This window comes from Nocardia iowensis, from assembly GCF_019222765.1.
GTDB classification, from domain to species: Bacteria; Actinomycetota; Actinomycetes; order Mycobacteriales; family Mycobacteriaceae; genus Nocardia; species Nocardia iowensis.
In genome coordinates this window covers 3,711,102-3,729,175 of the sequence record NZ_CP078145.1, presented here as the reverse complement: position 1 = coordinate 3,729,175, position 18,074 = coordinate 3,711,102, and the positions used below count along the sequence as shown (strand labels likewise).

General features: G+C 62.7%; 16 protein-coding genes and 1 pseudogene. 7 read left to right on the top strand and 10 right to left on the bottom strand.

Annotation, left to right across the window (positions count from 1 at the left end; all coding sequences use genetic code 11):
- Nucleotides 1-27: 27 nt before the first annotated feature.
- Entirely contained in the window at nt 28-639 is a 612-nt protein-coding gene (locus tag KV110_RS17210) for a DUF8020 domain-containing protein (RefSeq protein ID WP_218477261.1), read from the bottom strand.
- A gap of 553 nt (nt 640-1,192) precedes the next feature.
- Between KV110_RS17210 and KV110_RS42070 the strand changes: the two genes are divergently transcribed.
- Nucleotides 1,193-1,573, top strand: coding sequence for a cyclic pyranopterin monophosphate synthase MoaC (locus tag KV110_RS42070; RefSeq protein WP_357941903.1), 381 nt, complete (start codon nt 1,193-1,195; stop codon nt 1,571-1,573).
- A gap of 122 nt (nt 1,574-1,695) precedes the next feature.
- Here the strand turns inward: KV110_RS42070 and KV110_RS17200 are convergent, their stop codons facing one another.
- Together KV110_RS17200 and KV110_RS17195 are read right to left on the bottom strand one after the other, a co-directional pair.
- Complete coding sequence (locus tag KV110_RS17200) at nt 1,696-2,112, bottom strand: VOC family protein (RefSeq protein WP_218477259.1); 417 nt, start codon at nt 2,110-2,112, stop codon at nt 1,696-1,698.
- A complete protein-coding gene (locus KV110_RS17195) occupies nt 2,112-2,882 on the bottom strand; it encodes an arsenate reductase/protein-tyrosine-phosphatase family protein (RefSeq protein WP_218477258.1) in 771 nt (256 codons plus the stop codon). The genes KV110_RS17200 and KV110_RS17195 overlap by 1 nt, the downstream gene beginning before the upstream one ends.
- A gap of 87 nt (nt 2,883-2,969) precedes the next feature.
- Between KV110_RS17195 and KV110_RS17190 the strand changes: the two genes are divergently transcribed.
- Nucleotides 2,970-4,244 carry an APC family permease gene (locus tag KV110_RS17190; RefSeq protein WP_423710176.1) on the top strand — a complete coding sequence of 425 codons (1,275 nt, stop codon included), beginning with the start codon at nt 2,970-2,972 and terminating at the stop codon, nt 4,242-4,244.
- 114 nt (nt 4,245-4,358) lie between these two features.
- The gene (locus tag KV110_RS17185) at nt 4,359-5,072 is read left to right on the top strand and encodes a hypothetical protein (protein ID WP_218477256.1); all 714 of its coding nucleotides are present in this window, start codon (nt 4,359-4,361) and stop codon (nt 5,070-5,072) included.
- An 86-nt stretch (nt 5,073-5,158) separates the two neighbouring features.
- Here KV110_RS17185 and KV110_RS17180 read toward each other — a convergent pair whose 3' ends face one another.
- Nucleotides 5,159-5,614, bottom strand: coding sequence for a molybdenum cofactor biosynthesis protein MoaE (locus KV110_RS17180; RefSeq protein WP_218477255.1), 456 nt, complete (start codon nt 5,612-5,614; stop codon nt 5,159-5,161).
- A 34-nt stretch (nt 5,615-5,648) separates the two neighbouring features.
- A pseudogene (locus KV110_RS17175) lies at nt 5,649-6,043 on the bottom strand (cyclic pyranopterin monophosphate synthase MoaC); the annotation flags it as partial.
- Nucleotides 6,044-6,296: 253 nt separating this feature from the next.
- Here KV110_RS17175 and KV110_RS17170 point away from each other — a divergent pair.
- Nucleotides 6,297-6,686, top strand: coding sequence for an ester cyclase (locus KV110_RS17170; protein WP_218477254.1), 390 nt, complete (start codon nt 6,297-6,299; stop codon nt 6,684-6,686).
- Between the two features lie 14 nt (nt 6,687-6,700).
- Here the strand turns inward: KV110_RS17170 and KV110_RS17165 are convergent, their stop codons facing one another.
- Nucleotides 6,701-7,045, bottom strand: coding sequence for a hypothetical protein (locus KV110_RS17165; protein ID WP_218477252.1), 345 nt, complete (start codon nt 7,043-7,045; stop codon nt 6,701-6,703).
- Between the two features lie 1,104 nt (nt 7,046-8,149).
- Between KV110_RS17165 and KV110_RS17160 the strand changes: the two genes are divergently transcribed.
- Both KV110_RS17160 and KV110_RS17155 read left to right on the top strand, forming a co-directional pair.
- Complete coding sequence (locus KV110_RS17160) at nt 8,150-10,855, top strand: discoidin domain-containing protein (RefSeq protein WP_246634598.1); 2,706 nt, start codon at nt 8,150-8,152, stop codon at nt 10,853-10,855.
- Nucleotides 10,856-11,344: 489 nt separating this feature from the next.
- Nucleotides 11,345-12,715 carry a cytochrome P450 gene (locus tag KV110_RS17155; RefSeq protein ID WP_218477251.1) on the top strand — a complete coding sequence of 457 codons (1,371 nt, stop codon included), beginning with the start codon at nt 11,345-11,347 and terminating at the stop codon, nt 12,713-12,715.
- 170 nt (nt 12,716-12,885) lie between these two features.
- Here the strand turns inward: KV110_RS17155 and KV110_RS17150 are convergent, their stop codons facing one another.
- The 4 genes from KV110_RS17150 to KV110_RS17135 all read right to left on the bottom strand — a co-directional run bounded on the left by KV110_RS17150 (nt 12,886) and on the right by KV110_RS17135 (nt 16,372).
- Nucleotides 12,886-13,425, bottom strand: a complete 540-nt coding sequence (locus KV110_RS17150) for a hypothetical protein (protein WP_218477249.1) — start codon at nt 13,423-13,425, stop codon at nt 12,886-12,888.
- 484 nt (nt 13,426-13,909) lie between these two features.
- Entirely contained in the window at nt 13,910-14,338 is a 429-nt protein-coding gene (locus KV110_RS17145) for a peptidase inhibitor family I36 protein (RefSeq protein ID WP_218477247.1), read from the bottom strand.
- Nucleotides 14,339-14,705: 367 nt separating this feature from the next.
- The gene (locus KV110_RS17140; RefSeq protein ID WP_218477245.1) at nt 14,706-15,326 is read right to left on the bottom strand and encodes a hypothetical protein; all 621 of its coding nucleotides are present in this window, start codon (nt 15,324-15,326) and stop codon (nt 14,706-14,708) included.
- 524 nt (nt 15,327-15,850) lie between these two features.
- A complete protein-coding gene (locus tag KV110_RS17135; protein WP_218477244.1) occupies nt 15,851-16,372 on the bottom strand; it encodes an NUDIX domain-containing protein in 522 nt (173 codons plus the stop codon).
- 753 nt (nt 16,373-17,125) lie between these two features.
- Here KV110_RS17135 and KV110_RS17130 point away from each other — a divergent pair.
- A complete protein-coding gene (locus KV110_RS17130; RefSeq protein WP_218477242.1) occupies nt 17,126-18,031 on the top strand; it encodes a glycosyltransferase family 2 protein in 906 nt (301 codons plus the stop codon).
- The last annotated feature ends 43 nt before the right edge of the window (nt 18,032-18,074 follow it).

The window sequence follows — 18,074 nt, the reverse complement described above, 5'->3', positions numbered from 1 at the left end:
GCCCACCGCCGGAACACGCTGAGTCGATCAGCCTTCGCCGTTGACCACCGCCATCACAGCCTCGGCGAACGGCTGACCACCCATGATGTACCCACCCGCAACCGCGCCGACAGCCATGCCGATAGGACCGGTCACGATACTGAAGAACCCTAGCCCGATCACAGCACCGATGAGCCCCCCGAGCAGGCCACCGACCACCATCCCCACGACGTTCCTGTTGAGTTCGGTAACCAGGCGCGCCATCGAACTGATCGGGCGCATCTCGCCGATCTCCTTGGCACCCACACGTGGCGCGAGAACCAGCTTGCGCCCCTCCTCGCCGATCTGATGAGCCACCGACACCGCATGGCCCGACACCTCGAACGTCAACGGCACCACAGCGACAACCTCGCCCATACGCGACTTCAATAACACCTTCGCGCCGTGCTCCGCAATTTCGAACTTACCTCCTTCCACCACCGTGGTGAGGCCCTTGGCACCATCGGCCAGCACAGCCCGATACGCGACACCCTCCTCTTCTCCCGTCGTCACCACCTCGTCCTTGACCTCGGTGGGCCGCGAACTCGCGGTTCCCGCAGTAACTCCCAGAACAGTGACGGCCATAAACGTTGCCGTTACTGCTGATACACCGATCTTCACACCGAATCCCTTCTCGTCAGACCTCCGACTCCGAACGGGCCGGACGGCGAGCGACTGTACAGACCGCATAACCTGTTGCCAGGCATGGGAATTCGCCTGGCCAGACACGACCGCGAAAATCGTCGAGCCCGACGCACCGGACAACGTCTACGTTTCTCACTGCTGGGACGCCAACGCTTCGGCGGATTCGCCGACTCACCGAGTCGGATAACGCGTCCCCGATTCCCAGCCATGGGAACTACGTCCTCCAGGGTCGAACGTAGCTCAAGATAAGCTGCAGCATTGCACGGCCGGGCAGTCACCCAGCCCGGCCGGAGTAAAAGGAAAGGTGTACCGATGTTTATCGATATTATTTCGGCGTTGCTGAACTATGGCTTCAGCGGCGCTGAACTGCTACGGCGCATTCTCGGACTCTGACCGCGATCGCCCTCTCTGAGAAGTGATTCGACCGCGTACGGTCGCAGCGCTGCGCAATTGATGTCCATGAGTTAGTCGTTTCACATCGACCGAGCGTGCCCCGCCCGCATGTCGATGTGGGCCCCAAACCGGCTCGATTCGGACCGCGGTGGCCGACGGCGAATTGCGGACCACTGCGGCGGCGATCGCCCTGCTGCGCACGAGGGGTGCGCAGACAGTGGAGGTCATTGCCGTCACATTCCCCGCGGGTGTCACGGCGGCCAAGCAGACTTCAAAGCTGCTACCGCCGTGTCGCCCGTTGGCGCCGTCCTCTGTGAAGGTGGTGTTCGGTTACACCCGACACTGCCGTCATCATCGAGGCAACAGCAATGACAAACGGCCCGACTGGGTCGAGATGGAGGCGCTCACCGCAGTAGCCGTCGCGGGACCGAATCTGAGGTATCTGCTGGAAAATAGCCGATCCGGTGGCTCGGCATCTAGCTCCTACCGATGCACCGGACTGTCAGCAAGCAGGTAGAGCGACGTCGCACTAGCCAATTGGTTCATTCTCATCATCCCACGTCGAGCCGGCACGCAGCACGAACTGCTCGCTTCGCCACGCGCCGACTCGTGCGCTATCACATGAACATCAGTGCGCCATCACCTGGCGAATCGATCACTCGGCGTGCTGCCGACCGCGGCTGCGGGTTGGAACAGTTCGATCAGGTTGCCGGTGGGGTCAGCGAGCAGTATTTGGCGGCCGCCCGGGCCGCTGACAACCTCGCTTCGGAATTCGACGTCGGTTGCTCGGAGGTGTTCGATCTCGGTGTCGAGATCCGCGACGACCAGGTGGATACGATTGGCGCCCGGTCCGGCGGCGCCGGCAGGGGTGGCGCGAGCGCCGGAACTGGATGGGCCGGACAGCAATAGGCGCAGCGAGCCGCGAACCACGTCGGCGAAGGCGGGGGCGGCGTTGGTGTGCAGGACGAAGCCGAGGCGGTCGGTGTAGAAGTCGACGGCTTTCTGCACGTCATCGACGAGGTAACGTACGCTGGCGTATTCGGTGGATGTTGTCATCAGGCACTCCTTTTCGTGGGGTCGAGGGCGGTGAGGGTTGGCAGCAGATAGCGGATGCGGGTATCGATCTCGGCGGCAGTGGCCAGGAAGGCCGGGTAGCTATCCTCGCTGCCCGAGGCGACCGGGTCCGGGATGCTCCAGTGGATCCACCGGGGATCGTCACCGAAGTCGGGACAAATCTCACGGGCCTTGTCGCACAGTGTGACCACAGCGTCGAAGGGTTGGTCGATTAGCGTGTCCAGGTGGCGGGGACGTTGGTCGGAGAGGTCGATGCCGAATTCCTCCCACAACACCCGCACCGTATTGGCATGCATGAACGGCTTCGGACGAGTGCCGGCGCTGAGCCCTTCGACTCTGCCTCCGGCACGTTGTCGCAGCAGGGCCTCAGCGATCGCGGAGCGCGCGCTGTTCCCGGCACACACGAACAACACCATCGATGGCACCGACGATTCTAATTCTGTTGGCGTGGAAGCCATTTGGAGCGCAGGGTGTAGCGCTGCACATGCACCGGTGAGCATTTCGGCGGCGCGGTCCAGATCCAAGTGGTAGTAGCTGTCGCGGCGATCATTGCTGCTGCGCGAAGCGGTGACGAGGCCACTGTCACGCAGTAGTCGCAAATGGTAGGAGACCAGATTTTGCGGCTCGCCAACGCGAACCACCAGTTCGCGCACGCGATAGTCGCCGTTCGACAGTTCCGCCAACAGCCGCCACCGCACTGGATGGGCGGCAAGATGAACAAACGGTGGAACAGCTTGACGGGCCAGAGCCATAAGCCGAGGATAGCACCGAATACATCAATCTGCTTTGATGGTTTATCGAGCTTCGACTGTGACAGGAACAGACTGGCCAGGGAATCGCTGACGGACGCGCCGGGCGAGCTGCGTCGGAGCCTGGGGCTGGCCGATGCTGTGGTGATCGGGCTCGGCTCGATGATCGGGGCCGGGATCTTCGCGGCGTTGGCTCCGGCGGCCCGAGCGGCGGGATCGGGGCTATTACTCGGGCTCGCGGTGGCCGCGGCGGTGGCGTACTGCAATGCGACCTCATCGGCGCGATTAGCTGCCCGATATCCGTCCTCGGGCGGCACGTATGTGTACGGGCGCGAACGGCTCGGCGAATTCTGGGGCTATCTGGCTGGATGGTGTTTCGTGGTCGGTAAGACCGCTTCCTGCGCGGCCATGGCGTTGACCGTCGGTGTGTATGCCTGGCCGGGACACGCGCACGCGGTCGCCGTCGCTGCGGTGGTCGCGTTGACGGCGGTGAACTATCGCGGCGTCCAGAAGTCGGCACTGGCGACTCGGGCGATTGTCTCGATCGTGCTGGCCGTGCTCGCCGCTGTGGTTGTCGCGGCGTTCACCTCCGGCCCCACCGACGCCACAAGGCTGGAGTTCGATTCCGGTCTCCCCCTGACAGGCGTGTTGCAGGCAGCAGGTCTGTTGTTTTTCGCGTTCGCCGGATTTGCGCGGATCGCCACGCTCGGCGAGGAGGTACGTGACCCGGCACGCACGATTCCCCGGGCGATTCCATTGGCGCTGGGCATTACCTTGCTCGTGTATGCGGTTGTAGTGGTCGCCGCGCTGAGTGTGCTCGGGCCTCAAGGATTGTCCGAGGCGACCGCGCCGCTGTCGGGTGTGGTTCGCGCCGCCGGTGTCGGCTGGCTGGAGCCGGTGGTGCGGGTTGGAGCCGTCGTCGCCGCGCTCGGCTCGCTGCTGGCGTTGATCCTCGGTGTATCGCGCACCACGCTAGCGATGGCCCGCGACCGGCATCTGCCCCATACTTTGGCGGTCGTGCACCCTCGATTCGCGGTCCCGCACCGCGCCTCGGTCGCCGTCGGCTTCGTCGTGGCCGTGGCCGCCGCGACTGCCGATCTCCGTGCGGCGATTGGGTTTTCTTCTTTCGGAGTGCTGCTCTACTATGCCGTCGCCAATGCGGCAGCCTGGACGCTGACGGCGGCTGAGGGGAGGCCGGTGCGGTTGGTTCCGGTGGTCGGGCTGCTCGGCTGCCTGATCCTCGCCTGCACATTGCCAACGGCGTCGGTGCTGTCCGGCGTGGCGGTCGTCGTCCTCGGTGCCGCAATTTACACCGCCCGTCGCAACTTCGCTACCAGATCGGCCGCGACAGGGCGATCGCGATAACTGGGCCGCGGGCGCCGCCGCCCGACTTTGGCACTGTAAAGTAACCTCGGCACCGAAATCATTTCCCATCAATGGGGACAGGCCGGTGGATTGCTCCGCGTAACGTCCACACTCGTGTCCACCGCCGACGGTTTCTATGCTCTCAGCGCCGGTCACGCTCCGCGGATCGGTGCGCCGCCCGATGCCGCCAACTGTGCGCGGCTGGCCGCACTGACGGTCCGTCCGCTTGGTCGGCTCACTGTCTTATCGGGCCGACTGGCTGCTGGCGACCTCGCCAGTCTTGGCACCCAGCACGTTGGACCAACGCCCGGCCGGGCGGGTGCCGGTGAGATCCCCGTATTCGGTCCGATACCGGTCGGTGCGCACCCGTTGCGGCTCACGTTGGCGGCTACACTGGAGCACACCCACCTGATACCCGCCTACCTGAGCATGGTGTTCATCGATACACCGACCGATACCATCGAACCGTGGATCGCCGAGGGCGGCCAATCTCACAACGGCGCGCCGGCCGACAATTTCGTCTCTACCGATAACGATATCGTCGCTATGCTGGACGCGGACGTGGCCGAACGAGCCCTGGACGATCCGGAAACGTTGCAGCGATACCGGATCGGCGACCGCCGCATCGTGACCGCTCTCAATCTTTCGCCGCCTTTTACCGACAGCGGAGAGAATCTCATTCTCTGCCGATCCGGCACCGGCGGCGGTGCATACCCGGTCATCGCGAGCAGGGACGCTGAAGGAAACCTCACCGGCCTGCACATCGATTTCGCGATCGTGGGGCCTGTCGATCGGAAACAATGGTGGAAGGGTCGACACAGCCATTGAAATCCGCCCATAGCGCCGACCCCCCCGGCTTCGCCCATTCCGGAACTCGGAGCCGGCTGGCGCACCGAATGCGGGGGCGGTCTAGTTCACGAAGTCGGTGACGTCGGTGATCCGCAAACGTTCACCCATTTCGAGAGTCCTTCGGCGAATAGTTGACGCTTCCAGATCGGTACTTCATGCTTGATCCGCTCCACCAACGCCAGACAGGTGGCGAAGGCCTCGGCACGATGCGGCGCAGCGACCGCTACTACGATCGCGACATCGCCGATTCGCAGACCTCCCACGCGATGCAGCGCAGCCACGGGCAGGCCCGAGACGTCGGCGACCTCGCCGCAGATGTTGCGTAGGAACCGCTCGGCTTCAGGGTGGGCCGTATATTCGAGCGCCGAAACCGCCTGTCCGCCGTCGTGGTCGCGAACTCTGCCGGTGAACACCACGGCCGCACCGAAGTGCGATCCGATCACCGCGGACTCGACCTCAGCAGGATCGAGCGGCCGGGTACTGATCCGGCTGAGCCGAGCGTCTGCGCGCGTCGATGTCATGTCCTGTTTCCTCCGAGATTGATTCGGCGACAAGTTCTTTCGTGATCAGCTGCGCCGCAGTCATGGTGGCGCCCGGGGTTGACCGGCTTCACCATGTCCTGCGTGGTCAGACCAGCGATGGCGACCGCTGTCGGCGCCTCCATCTCGACGTCGGTGGGGTCCTTTGGACTTTGCCGCCGCCTCGACGCTGATGGTGGCCTCGATGAAGCCGAACTTCACGCGCACCGACGACAGTGCCTGCTGGTGGCACAGTGGGAACGACAGCTCAGGCGTCTTCTTGGCCGCAGCGATTCCGGCTATACGCGCGGTCGACAACACGTCCCCCTTCGGCATGTCGTCAGTGCGCATCAATGACAACACCTCGGCGGTCGTCTGCAATTCATTTGCGGCGATTGCCATCCGCGCGATGTTGGTATGCGAAAAAGCCATTTCGTTAGCGTAGTCCCGAGAAGAACCGTTCCCAGCGATGGCAATTCGTTGTGGAGTCGAGCGCCCGCACAAAACAAACCCAGCCCTCGACCGGAGGGGATCGACCGAGGGCTGGCGCTTGCATCGGATTTCGAATGCGAGCTCCACACTACCCAAACTCCGATTCCGCACAACTCCCAATGGCGGGAAACCGGACGCACGACCAACGCTACCCGGACTCGTTCGCTAGACTTTCCCCTGGAAAGGTGCAGTCATGTCGGAAATCAACAAGGACATAGCACGAATTCCCTTCGAAGTGTGGAACTCCGGCGAACTCGAGCGACTCGACTCGGTCGTCGCCATAGGCGCGGTGCACCACGATCCATACGATCCCAATGGGGCCGAGGGCCTGGTCGGCCTGAAGAAATCGATTGCGGCCAACCGCGCCCGATACCCGGACCTGCACATCGACATCGATGACCAGGTCGCCGATGCCGACCGCGTTGCAACCCGCTGGACCGCCCGAATGACTGTCGACGGCAAGCCTGCGACGATGAGGGGTATCACCCTCGAACACATCCACGACGGCAAGATCGTCGAAACCTGGCGCAGCATCGACATGCTTGGCTTTCTCCAGCAGCTCGGCCAGTTCCACCAGCCATGACATGCCCTTTCCAGCTACCCCCCGACGATGAGATTCGCGGTGACTGAGCCGTCAGGCTGTTTGTCACCATGCACGACGATGAAGTCGCCAACGGACACATTGCGCACCGCTTTCGCGCCAGGTACGAGAACCACAGTGTCAGAATTGGTGCGCACAACGGAGACTGCACCGAGGAGGCCTTGGACTGTGAGTGTGGCGCCGTCGTTCGTCAGGACCTTGCCTGTGGCCAGCCCCCGGTTGACCTGAGTAGCCGACGCGCTGGCCGGAACGTGGTCGGTCAGCTCACTTGACGATGCGGATTCAAAAACCCGAATTACGATCAGCGCCAACACGATCCCTACAGCGACGCCCAGCAACACGCCCGCGCTCAGCCGGAGCAGACCGTTAGATCCGCGTGGCGGAGCGGGCACGGAAGGTGGCGGCTCCGAGCCGGGTTGCCGGAAATCGTGCTCGGGTTCACTGTGCCCACTCGCGGCACCTCCCAATAGGCGATCCGGACTGTTCATCGGGCGTTCCTCGATGGCCACTCACCGAGGCGTTCAGGAACCGCTTCCGGTTGACAACGGGCCCAGCCACGTTCCCCACCACGGCACACACCACCCGCCGTGACCGTGGCGGCCATGCCCGCCGCCGTGAAATCCACGATGCCAGCCTCCGTGACCGTGACGACCGTGGATCGCGTCGCTCCGATCAACGTCGGTGATCGCCGGTTCCCATACCACCGGTTCGGCAGAGGCGGGGACAGCGTCGGCGATGGGCGCCAGCAACAACGCGGATACCACAGCGACACACGCAGTCACAGGCCGGACATGGGCGTTGACCTTCTGTTGACCCATCGGAACTTCCTCGTCTGTGCGGATCAGCCAAGTCAGCCCCACGAGGGGCTCACCGATGCGCAAGCAGAACGCACCGGCAGTTAACGTACCACTGTTTAACGGCGCACTCAACAGGTAGATAGGCATCGCAGTCGACTCGTTGGTCCCCGCGCGTCAACGATTCCGGCGCGATAGTGGAGGCTCTTCCCGCGTCTGGGAAGCAAAGTGATCCACTCGTCTCCGGCAAGCGAGGTAGTGTCCGCGATCGAGCATTCCCGATTCAACTGGAGGGCGTGAGAACGTCACGATACGGAACGACAAGTGTATGAGTTCGGCAGCATCTCGGTTGGCCCGCCCTCATCAGACCAACCGGAGGTGTGTCGGTATTGCTCCGGCAGGCATACCGACCGACGTCGTTCCCATCGTGGCCCCATCCCGGGCTACGTGTCCGCTACTACCGTAGCCCGGGATGGTTTCACGCCGCGCCGTCACCACCAGACCCACGGCGGGGCCAGACGATCTCGGGTTGTCCATCCGAGACACCGCGCCGACGGCGGGACTGCCGACAAGTCCGCCATTCCTGATGAGCTCATCAATATCTTGCATACGGAGAAACCCGCTATGGCACCACGAGTTTCGCTACAACGAATGGCAACACACAGGGGCCTGTTCCTCACGATCTTCATAGGAGGGCTGGTGATCGCGCTGACGGCGGTAGCGATCGTCTTCGTGATGCACCGCCCGTCCGGGCACGCGGGGGCTACTGCGTGCCCAGACGATGCCGAGGCGGGACGCCCGGGCTGGACATTCTCCGGTACCGATCCGGACGCGGCGTACGACCAGCATCCGTTCGTCGGCAACGGCTATCTCGGACTGCGCGTACCGCCACACGGCGCAGGGTATCTTGCGACCGGCGAGCCGAGCGGATGGCCGCTGTACACGCCCAGATATGACGGCGCTTTCGTGGCCGGCCTCTTCGGCCGCTCCGCTGGTCTCGCCGATGATCGTGAAGTGACCGCAGCCATCCCGAACTGGTCAGGCCTGACGGTCCGCGTCGGGAATGAAACGTACTCCCCCGCAACACCCTCCGTGCAGCTCGCCAACTTCGCCCAGACCGTTCATCTGCGCTGCGGCCTAGTACGCACGACACTCACTTGGACCACACCCAACGGCAGGACCACCGATCTCGTTTACGAGGTACTGACCGATCGCTCCGATCAACACGTCGGCGCAGTACGCCTAACGGTGGTGCCGCGATGGTCAGGTGAAATCGTGCTGACCGACGTGCTCGACGGCGCGGGGGCTCGCCGATTGGTTCATGCAGACAGCGGCGACCGCGGCGACGGCGCCGTCGGAGTGGATTTCCGCACCGAGGGCACCGAAATCGCCGGGACGGTGGCGTCCATATTCGCCACACCATCTCCTGTGGCACAACAGGTCTCATCAGCCCACGATCTGAGCGTCAGTAGCGAAGTGCGCCTTGAAGTACAGGCCGACAGCAGTTACGAGGTGACGAAGTACGTCGGCGTCGACACCGCGCTCACCGCAGCGGATCCGACGACAGCAGCGCTCGACGCTGCGCGACGAGCGGCCGACCGAGGCTGGTCGTCGCTCTTGGCCGACACCAGCGCCGCGTGGCGGATGCTCTGGCACGGCGATATCGAGTTACCACAGCAGACCGAGCTGCAGACCTGGGCGCGGGGCTCGCTCTATTCGCTCTACTCGGCAACGAATTCTCAACAGGACAACAGCATTTCACCCGCCGGGCTCAGCAGCGACAACTATGCGGGCGCAGTTTTCTGGGACGCAGACGTCTGGATGTTCCCCGCGCTCGTGCAATTGGCGCCGCAGCTGGCGAAATCCATAGTGGAATACCGGTACAAGACCCTGCCTGCCGCACGATCCAACGCCCAACGACTCGGGTTGCGTGGCGCCTTCTATCCATGGACCAGCACCAGCCGCGGCGAGCTCGCGGAGTGCCACAGCTGGGATCCACCACACTGCCTGACCCAGATCCATCTACAGGGCGACGTCTCCCTCGCGGCCTGGCAGTACTACGTGGCCACCGGCGACGCGGTACACCTGCGATCCCGCGTCTGGCCGATCATGCAGAGTGTCGCCGAATTCTGGGCATCCCGAGTGACACAGAACCCCGACAGTACCTACTCGATCGCGAACGTCGCAGGTCCCGACGAGTACAGCAACGGGGTCACCGACGCCGTCTACACCAATGCGGTAGCGGCCCTGGCGTTACGCAATGCCGCCCGTGCCGCCGCCGTCCTCGGCGAACGGCCGCCTGCAGAGTGGACAACTATCGCTGACCGGCTGCGGATCCCGTTCGACCCTCAGCGCAATATCTTCTTGCAGTACGACGGATATCCGGGCACACCGATCAAACAGGCGGACACAGTCCTGCTGATCTATCCACTGGAATGGCCCATGTCTCGGGAAGTCGCCGCTAACGTCTTGGAGTTCTACGCGGAACGAACCGATCCCGACGGCCCGGCGATGACCGACTCGGTACACGCCATCGATGCCGCCGCTATCGGGACGCCGGGCTGTGCCACCGGCACCTACCTCCAGCGGTCAGTCCGACCATTCATTCGCGGTCCGTTCTGGCAATTCGCCGAAGCCCGCGGCGAGAAGGCTGGGGCCAAGGACCCGCTGGCCGGAGCGCCCGCGTTCACATTCGCCACCGCCGCAGGCGGATTCCTTCAGACATTCACCAACGGGCTACTCGGCCTGCGGCTGCGGGACGACCACATCCGCATCGATCCGACGCTGCCGCCGACGCTGAAAGCGGGCCTGACCATCCGTGGCATCCAGTGGCAGGGACGAACATTCGACGCCCAAATCGGTCCGGACCGAACACAGATAACTGTCACAAAAGGGCCGTCGATGCGGTTCGAAACATCCACCGGAACCCATTCTGCCGGTCCGGACCAACCGTCGTTTACCGTCAGCACTCGCCGTGCCGACCTGGAGCCTTCCGACAACATCGCCCGCTGCGCACTGGTATCCGCCAGCTCCGAGGAACCAGGGCGATACGCTGACGCTGCGGTCGATGGCAGCCTCGGCACCAGCTGGGCACCAAACGGCGTGCAGGGCAGCGTGACCGTCGATCTCGGCGTGGATGCGCGCATCGGCCGGATTGTCCCGCAATGGACCGACGACACGCCGCCATCCCTCACCGTCCTCGCCTCGTCCGACGAACAGAACTGGACCATGATCACCCTGGATTCTGCTGGTGCGCCGACAGATCCGATTTCTGCCCGCTATCTCCGACTCGACGTAACCGGTTCAGATCCCGCGGCGCACCCCGGTGTACGCGAACTCGAGGTCTTCCGCCGGTAGTGGCCGGACCGGACCTCTCAGCGGGTACGTGCCTGATCGACGGCGACCGCCCACGTGCCTCGCCCTGCGGACCGCGTTGCCGCGCTGTGCCGATGAGGGGTCGACGCAAAAACAGGCCGAGCGGCCTTCCCAGCACCGGGACTGCAGACTGAACATCCCTCATTGGAGAGACGACCATTGGTTTGAATCCCACGCGCTCGGCACCAGGACGCCCGGGAGCGCTGGGACGAGGTCGGCGCAAGAACGTTTGCGTGGACTCAAACATCTAAGGAACAGCGGCCAACTTCGAATCGATAGTCGGCCGCCAACTCGGTTTGCAACCACTGCGGCCATCCCGCCGTAGTTTGGCCCGAACACGTCCGGTCAGCGAATAGACGATATCGAAGTCGCTCTATACCGCCAAAGTGTTCAAGCACGGGTTTTCCGCCCCAGACACCCAGAAGTCAGGTGGCGGAAGACCCGCCAACCTGCCGACCACCAGGAGCCGTCATGACCACGTCAAGGCCCACGATCCCAACGGCACCGGGGGCGGTGCCGGTACTGGGACACGTCGTCACGATGCTCCGAAATCCGTTGCAATTCCTCGGAACCTTGCCTGAGCACGGCGATCTGGTACGGCTGCGGTTAGGTCCGGTCGACGTCGTGGTGGTGTGCGACCCCGGACTCACCCAGCAGGTCCTGCGTGACGACCGCACCTTCGACAAGGGCGGCGTCCTCGACAATCGGGCGCGCGAACTGCTCGGCGACGGCATCGCCACCTGCCCGCACAGCAGACATCGGAAATCGCGGCGTCTTATGCAACCCAGCTTCCACTCCTCCCGGCTCCCTGAATACGCGAACGTTATGACTGAACGCGTAGCGGGCTTCACCGACACCTGGTGTGACGGGCAAGACTTGGACGTGCTTCCAGAGATGATGCTGCTCACCGCTGGAATCACCATGGAGACTATGTTCGGCGCCGTGCTTCCCGCGGCGCAGCTACGACGCGCCTTGGACGATCTCGAACAGCTCGTGGTGGGAATTTATCTGCGGACGGTCATACCCGGCTTCCCCAAATTACCGCTGCCGATCAACCGGCGATACAATAGAGCGCGCGCGCACCTACGGCAAGTATTCAGCGAGATTGTCGCCGTCCGTCGCTCCGAAGAACACCCTGGTTCGGATCTACTCTCGATGCTTTCGTCGCTGGACGGCGAGAACGCCATGAGCGACACCGAACTCACCGACCAGGCCTTGATCTTCTTCCTTGCTGGTTCCGAAACCGCGGCTTCCGTTCTTGCATGGGCGCTACACGTGATCGCCGCCGATCGGCGACTCGAGGAGCGAATACACGACGAGGTCGACCGCATCCCAGGCGGCCGGCCAGCACGCTTCGAAGATCTACCGAACCTGAGATTGGTCAGCAGTGTGGTAACCGAGACCCTCCGGCTCTATCCGCCCGTCTGGATCACAACGAGGACGACAGCTGAGGACACCAAACTCGGCGGGAAAGCCGTACCCGCGGGCACGACCATCGTCTACAGCCCCTACATTATTCACCGACGACCTGAGCTCTATGAGGACCCAGAGCTTTTCACCCCCGATCGCTGGGGAACCTCCGGCGAGTTACCTCCGCACGGAGAAGGATTCACCGCCTTCGGTGGCGGAGCCCGCAAGTGCATAGGCGACCAGTTCGGAATGATCGAGGCCACTCTCGCGCTGGCCATCATCACGGCCCGCTGGCGCCTGACCGAGATCCAGGGCCGTAACGTCCGTCCCTCTCTCGGACTGGCGTTCACCCCCAGGGACCTACATATGCGCGTCTTCGCTCGTCAACCAAGATCCGCCTCGTCGGCGGGCCCGACCACCCGTGAGCGCTGACCGCTGTTCCCCTCGGTTTCGGGCTGCACATATCAGCGGAGGTGCGAAATGTCTTGTGCCACCATCGTTCGACGGGATTGATTTACGATGAGCCACAGCTTCGACGGGATTTATCGTCATCCGGGCGTCATGTGTGGGACAGTAGCGATCCGTGTGGGACGCACGATCTGCTATCGCTGCGGATGGTACGTCGGGCAGGTGTCAACAACCACTATCGACGTCGCCGCGCTCAACGGCACTCCACGAACAGACACTGTGCCGTCCGAGGCGAGGGTGAGCATGCCGCAGTAGGCATTTCCGTCTACGACCATGATGACCGAGGACGGTTTGGCAGGCGACTGCTGCTCGTCGACGAACACGACCGAGATCGCCGCCACGCCGAACGCCAGCACCGCTATCGCTCCGAAGAAGATAGACCAATACAGCCGTCGTTGGATCCAGTCCGTCTCTTCGCCGTCCGCGTCGCCCGACGAAGCCGCGCCGATGGCTGATCCTGCCAGAGTCGCCGCCACGAATGCGGCGGCCACAGCGACCGCAACATCTATCTGCACAAAGGTTTTCGTACCGCTGGTCAGCTCATCGAGACCGACGACAACGGGAAAGAGTGTTACGGCACCGAGGATCCCGGGGACAACGACCACCAGCGCGGCCCACTTCGCGGCGCATCGCTGTGCCGAGCAAAGCTGGACGTCGCCGTGGTTGTGCGGCACGGGATCTCCGTTCTCGTCGAAAAGGGTCCACCCCCGGGTTCCGTGTGGGGCCGTTGGAACCCGGGGGTGGGATTTCACGAGCCCCGAGCTGTCCTCTGCGTGATTGCCCTACACGCTCACAAGCGATGACCAGAGGGATGAGGTTTGGGAGGCCATCTGGTCGATGCGATGGACAGGACGGCTACTCGTGAAGATTTGCAGCGGATTTTGGTCGGGGACAACGATACTCGGATAACAGCCGGACATCCTCGTCCGAAGCTTCCCACTACCGGGAATCAGTGCAACACATTGCTGCCGCGGTGATCTGGGCCACCAACGGGGCAAAGCGTCCACACGGCCGGTTCCGACAGCGATTTCGATGGTCGCGAAGCCCGCAGAACCCTTCTCGACCTGCGTTCGTTCAATCTACAGTCCTGTGCGGCCGGGCGATTCGTCGGACGACTGCCGTCGCACCGACGGCAGGAGATCGTTGGATAGCAAGTACTCACATAAATTTGATCGAGGAAATCCTGTCGTTCCAACTGGGGAAGAAGTTGATTTTCAGGTTGTTCCTCCGCTCGCCGGACCATATCCTGATGAAATCGCCTTGACATCCGGGTTGATCATAAACATACGCATCGGCGCTTCCGTTGTTGTTGAGCGATGAGGCCTTGTTGTCGAAAACTCCCATGTCGTAGCACTGCCCAATCGGGCTGGTGTCGCGATAGGCGGCCATATACCCTTCGTAGTTGATGTGCTCATAAAGGCAGAACCGTCCCGAGTCACACGTGGCCCCCTGGGTTCCACGAGGCTCAGGACTCGGATCGGTGACAGTGGGCGGTGGAACAGTTTTCGACGGTGGCGCGGCAGCAACTGGGGCGCTTGCGCCCAATACGAGCGCCAGCATGACGGCCGACCATCCGGGGATTTTCAATGTGGACACTCCTAGATAGATCTTCGGTTCGTTCTCGCCGAAACGCTTGATCCAACCTATATACACTCAACTGATGAGCCGTTGGCTAGCGTAACATCGATGGAGTCACGACGTCCGAATTCGCATCTCGAACAACCCGTTACGCACTGCCGTCCGATCGGGACGCGGAACGGCGCCGCCAGCGTGCTTCGACAGAGACGTATGCCTAACGGTTGCAGCGGCCCCGAACGAATCCCCGGATCGAGCGAGGGTGGAGCGAGCTGTCTCGGGATGGGTCGGTGCGGTAGGCGGAAGGGCCGACAGCGCTTCCGTCCATATCGGTAGCTCGTTCGGCTGATTCGTCTGTTTTTGCTGGGGATGGATAGTCTCAGTCTGTACCTGCCGATAGTCCCCGTGAACGTAATACGTCGCTGACAGCAACAACCGCGTGGCCGCGCACCCCCGTATGCGAGCCGAGCGTCACCGGGTTCAAGGAGGTACGTTCGGCGACCGTGGCCGGATCGCACGTCGGCCAGGTCGCGAGTTCCTCCGGCAACGGTGGCCATGACGTGGGCGGCCAGCTGGGGGCTTCGGCCGGATGCGGCGGGCCGATTTCGTCGCGGCCGAGCTCTCCTTCTGCAAAAAGCCTTGTCAGCTCGCCATTTTCAGCCAGTGCCCAGCCATCGAGCCCGTAGTCGGACCCATACCAACAGGCGGTGCCGAACCGACGGCTCAGGTGGCAAAGAAATGTCCGCAGCGGTTCAGACGAGTTGCCGATGCCTGGCAGTGGGTACCCGAAAACCAATGTCCAGCCATCCAACTCGGGGCTGAAGTAGGTGACTGAAGCGCTGCCGGGCGACCAAGCGCCGATCAATTCGATACCGCGGCGCATGGTAACGGACCTGGCGTCCACCATGCCGAAGGCTTGTGCCAGAGCATCCTGATTTCCAGTGGATACCGCGTACCACTCGCTGATTTCAACTGGCTCCGGTGTCTCGTCGCGGAGCATTGCTCAGTACCTCGGATCGGCCGTCATGGAAATCACGACCAACAGTCTGTTCCAACATCGCTGTCCTTCGGCACGGCCCCACCACCAGCTCTGGGAAGATGCCCATCCGAGTAGACCCCACCAGCCAGACCGGTGACGTGAGAGACCAAGCAAACCCCGACCGCTATCTATGCGCTCGCGCCAGCAAATGGCTTGGCGGCAACGGAACTCGAGGAGGAAGCTGGCGTAAGGGGCGTCCACATCGACTTTTCACGAGCCGAGTGCCTTCGCGCAGGTTACACACCGGATACACGAGAAACAGACAACGCGTGGATGGAAAGCACAGTATTGCACTACCACATGAACCCCTACGAGGCCGCTAACATCCGGATTCAATCAGGCAGGTCATGGCAGTTGCGGAAGTGGTAGCCACCACGGCTGGGATCTGCTAAGCGTGAGCGACTTCAGCCTACTGCCGCAGCCGTGCGGCTGCCTCACGCACGGATTGCCCGTGGTTGCTGAATAGATTCGCGTAAAGTTGCTCGTTAACGTGCGCAAATTCTGCTCGTACCGCATCGCTGCCTGCTTGCTGTTTCCCATGCCTGTTCGCCCGGATCGACCTTGCCGCCGGGCAGGGCCCACTCGCCGGTGTCGCCGCGTTGGATGAGTAGAACTTCCAGATCGCCGTCGTCGTTGTACCTGGTAACGAGCGGATCGGCTGCCTGCGTCGGACCCCAACGATTCAGCATTCCGCGCCCACGTAGACCAGTTCTACCGCGCGGGTTCAACGGATACCCTTCCGCCTCTCGTTGCACTTCCGGCACTTCTAGGCTGAAAAATCTTTCGATCTCCCGAGGATCAGCGGGGTCTGGCTGGTCCCCTTCTTCACGGAATCGGGTGCTACCTCGCGGCATGTCGACAAACGGAGGGTTATAGCCGGGAAAATCAACGGTCCAAGAAACCTTCTCCGGTGGAACCGGAAAGCGTCGAAGGTTCTCGATCCCTAGTTCTACTTTCGCCATCGCAACGCGTTTCTTATTGATGGTCGGATCCGGAAGCTGCGCCACACCTGCTTTTCGGCCGGGCCGTGCCCCCGGGCACGGATGGTGGACGCGACTTGCTCATCAGCATCTTGGTGTAGCGCCTTTCCTCGCCTCAGTTCGCGAGCGTTGTCCCGCATTGGGCGGGCCGCCGATTCGGCCGCTTGACGCAGCAACTTGTCCACCTCGTCGGTGATCCGCCGCAGAAGGCGAGTGAGTTCTCCGAATATGGTGATAGCTCCTTCCAATACGGCGAACGTCAGTGCGTCAACGGGTGGGTGTGGCGGCTTATTGCGGCCAGGCGGGTACGAGTCGGCGTCGGCTCATCGATATTGCCGCCGAAGGAGAGTCGGTCGACTATCACGGCGCAAAGCCAAGGCGCGGCCAGCGTTTCATCGCATCCACTTCATGCTACGGAGATCCGTCCGCTGGGTGGTGGCATTGGGCCGTCCGTGATCAATAGCCGGCAGTGGCACTCGTGCGATGTTCCCCTTGATGGGAAGCTGGCATCCTCAGGCAAGCGGAAGTTACGGCCGGCCGAGCCTGCATGCCTATCCAAGCCTCCCGAACAACTGGACATCGCGAAGTTCGCGGTGGGCCACGCCCGTGGAGGAGACGGGATCGCAGAAGAGGCATCGTTCTACGCTGCGAAGCAAGGTGTTAAGGCATGGCACCAGCTGGTGCGCCTGAACGGAGCGGACAGTCGATCGTGTCCGCCGAAACACCACTTTGCCATGGTGACGCCCCAGTTCACCGATATCGATTCCGGAGAACCTAGAGATGACATCCGAAGAGTTCGATCCACCGAAAAGACCGACCATCGTTTCAGTCATTATTCCCGTCTTCAACGGGTTGCCCGAACTGGACGAGCAACTCCAGGGTCTGGCTGAACAGGACTACCCCGAACCGTACGAGGTACTCGTCAGCGACAACGGCTCCACCGACGGGCTTCATGACCATATCGTTGACCACCCGCTTACCACAGTGTTACGGCTGCGCTACGTCGACAGCTCCGCCAAGCGGGGCGCACCTTACGCACGTAACAATGCTGCGCGAACAGCTGGCGGCGACTTCCTGGCCTTCGTCGATCAAGATGATCGAGTACATCCCGGCTGGCTCAGCGCACTCGTACGGACCGCTGCCGACTACGATGCGGTCGGGGGCGCCATCGAAGTAGACACGCTCAACACCCCGGAGGTTGCGACTTGGCGCCCGATACCGGCACCGACTGCTGGATTCCCGACCCATTATCTGCCCTACGCGCACGGCAACAACACCAGCTATTGGCGTACCGCATTCGAGCAGATCGGCGGCTACGACGAGAGTCTGGTCCTCGCCGGCGATGACGTCGATATCACTTGGCGCCTGCAGCAAGCCGGCCTTCGTTTCGGGCACGCACCCGACGCCCTGGTCGCGTACCGGCTGCGCACGAACTGTCGCGACATCTGGCGTCAGGCAATCAATTACGGTCGGGGAGCCACCGAGGTCTACGTCAGACACCGCAGCCGCGGTTGCCCCCGTCTCCCATTCCAAGACACCCTCCTGTCGCTCGAAATTGTGTTGCTACACAATCCGTTTCTCCCGCTCGCCAAAAATCGGGTTCCACGCGGTCTGTGGACCCTGCATGCAGGTGTCGCGATTGGCCGTTGGCGAGAAAGTCTCCGGCAACGCGTCTTCTACGGGTAACTGGCGCTGCGACACTAATCAGTGAGGACAGGAGGTAGCGGTT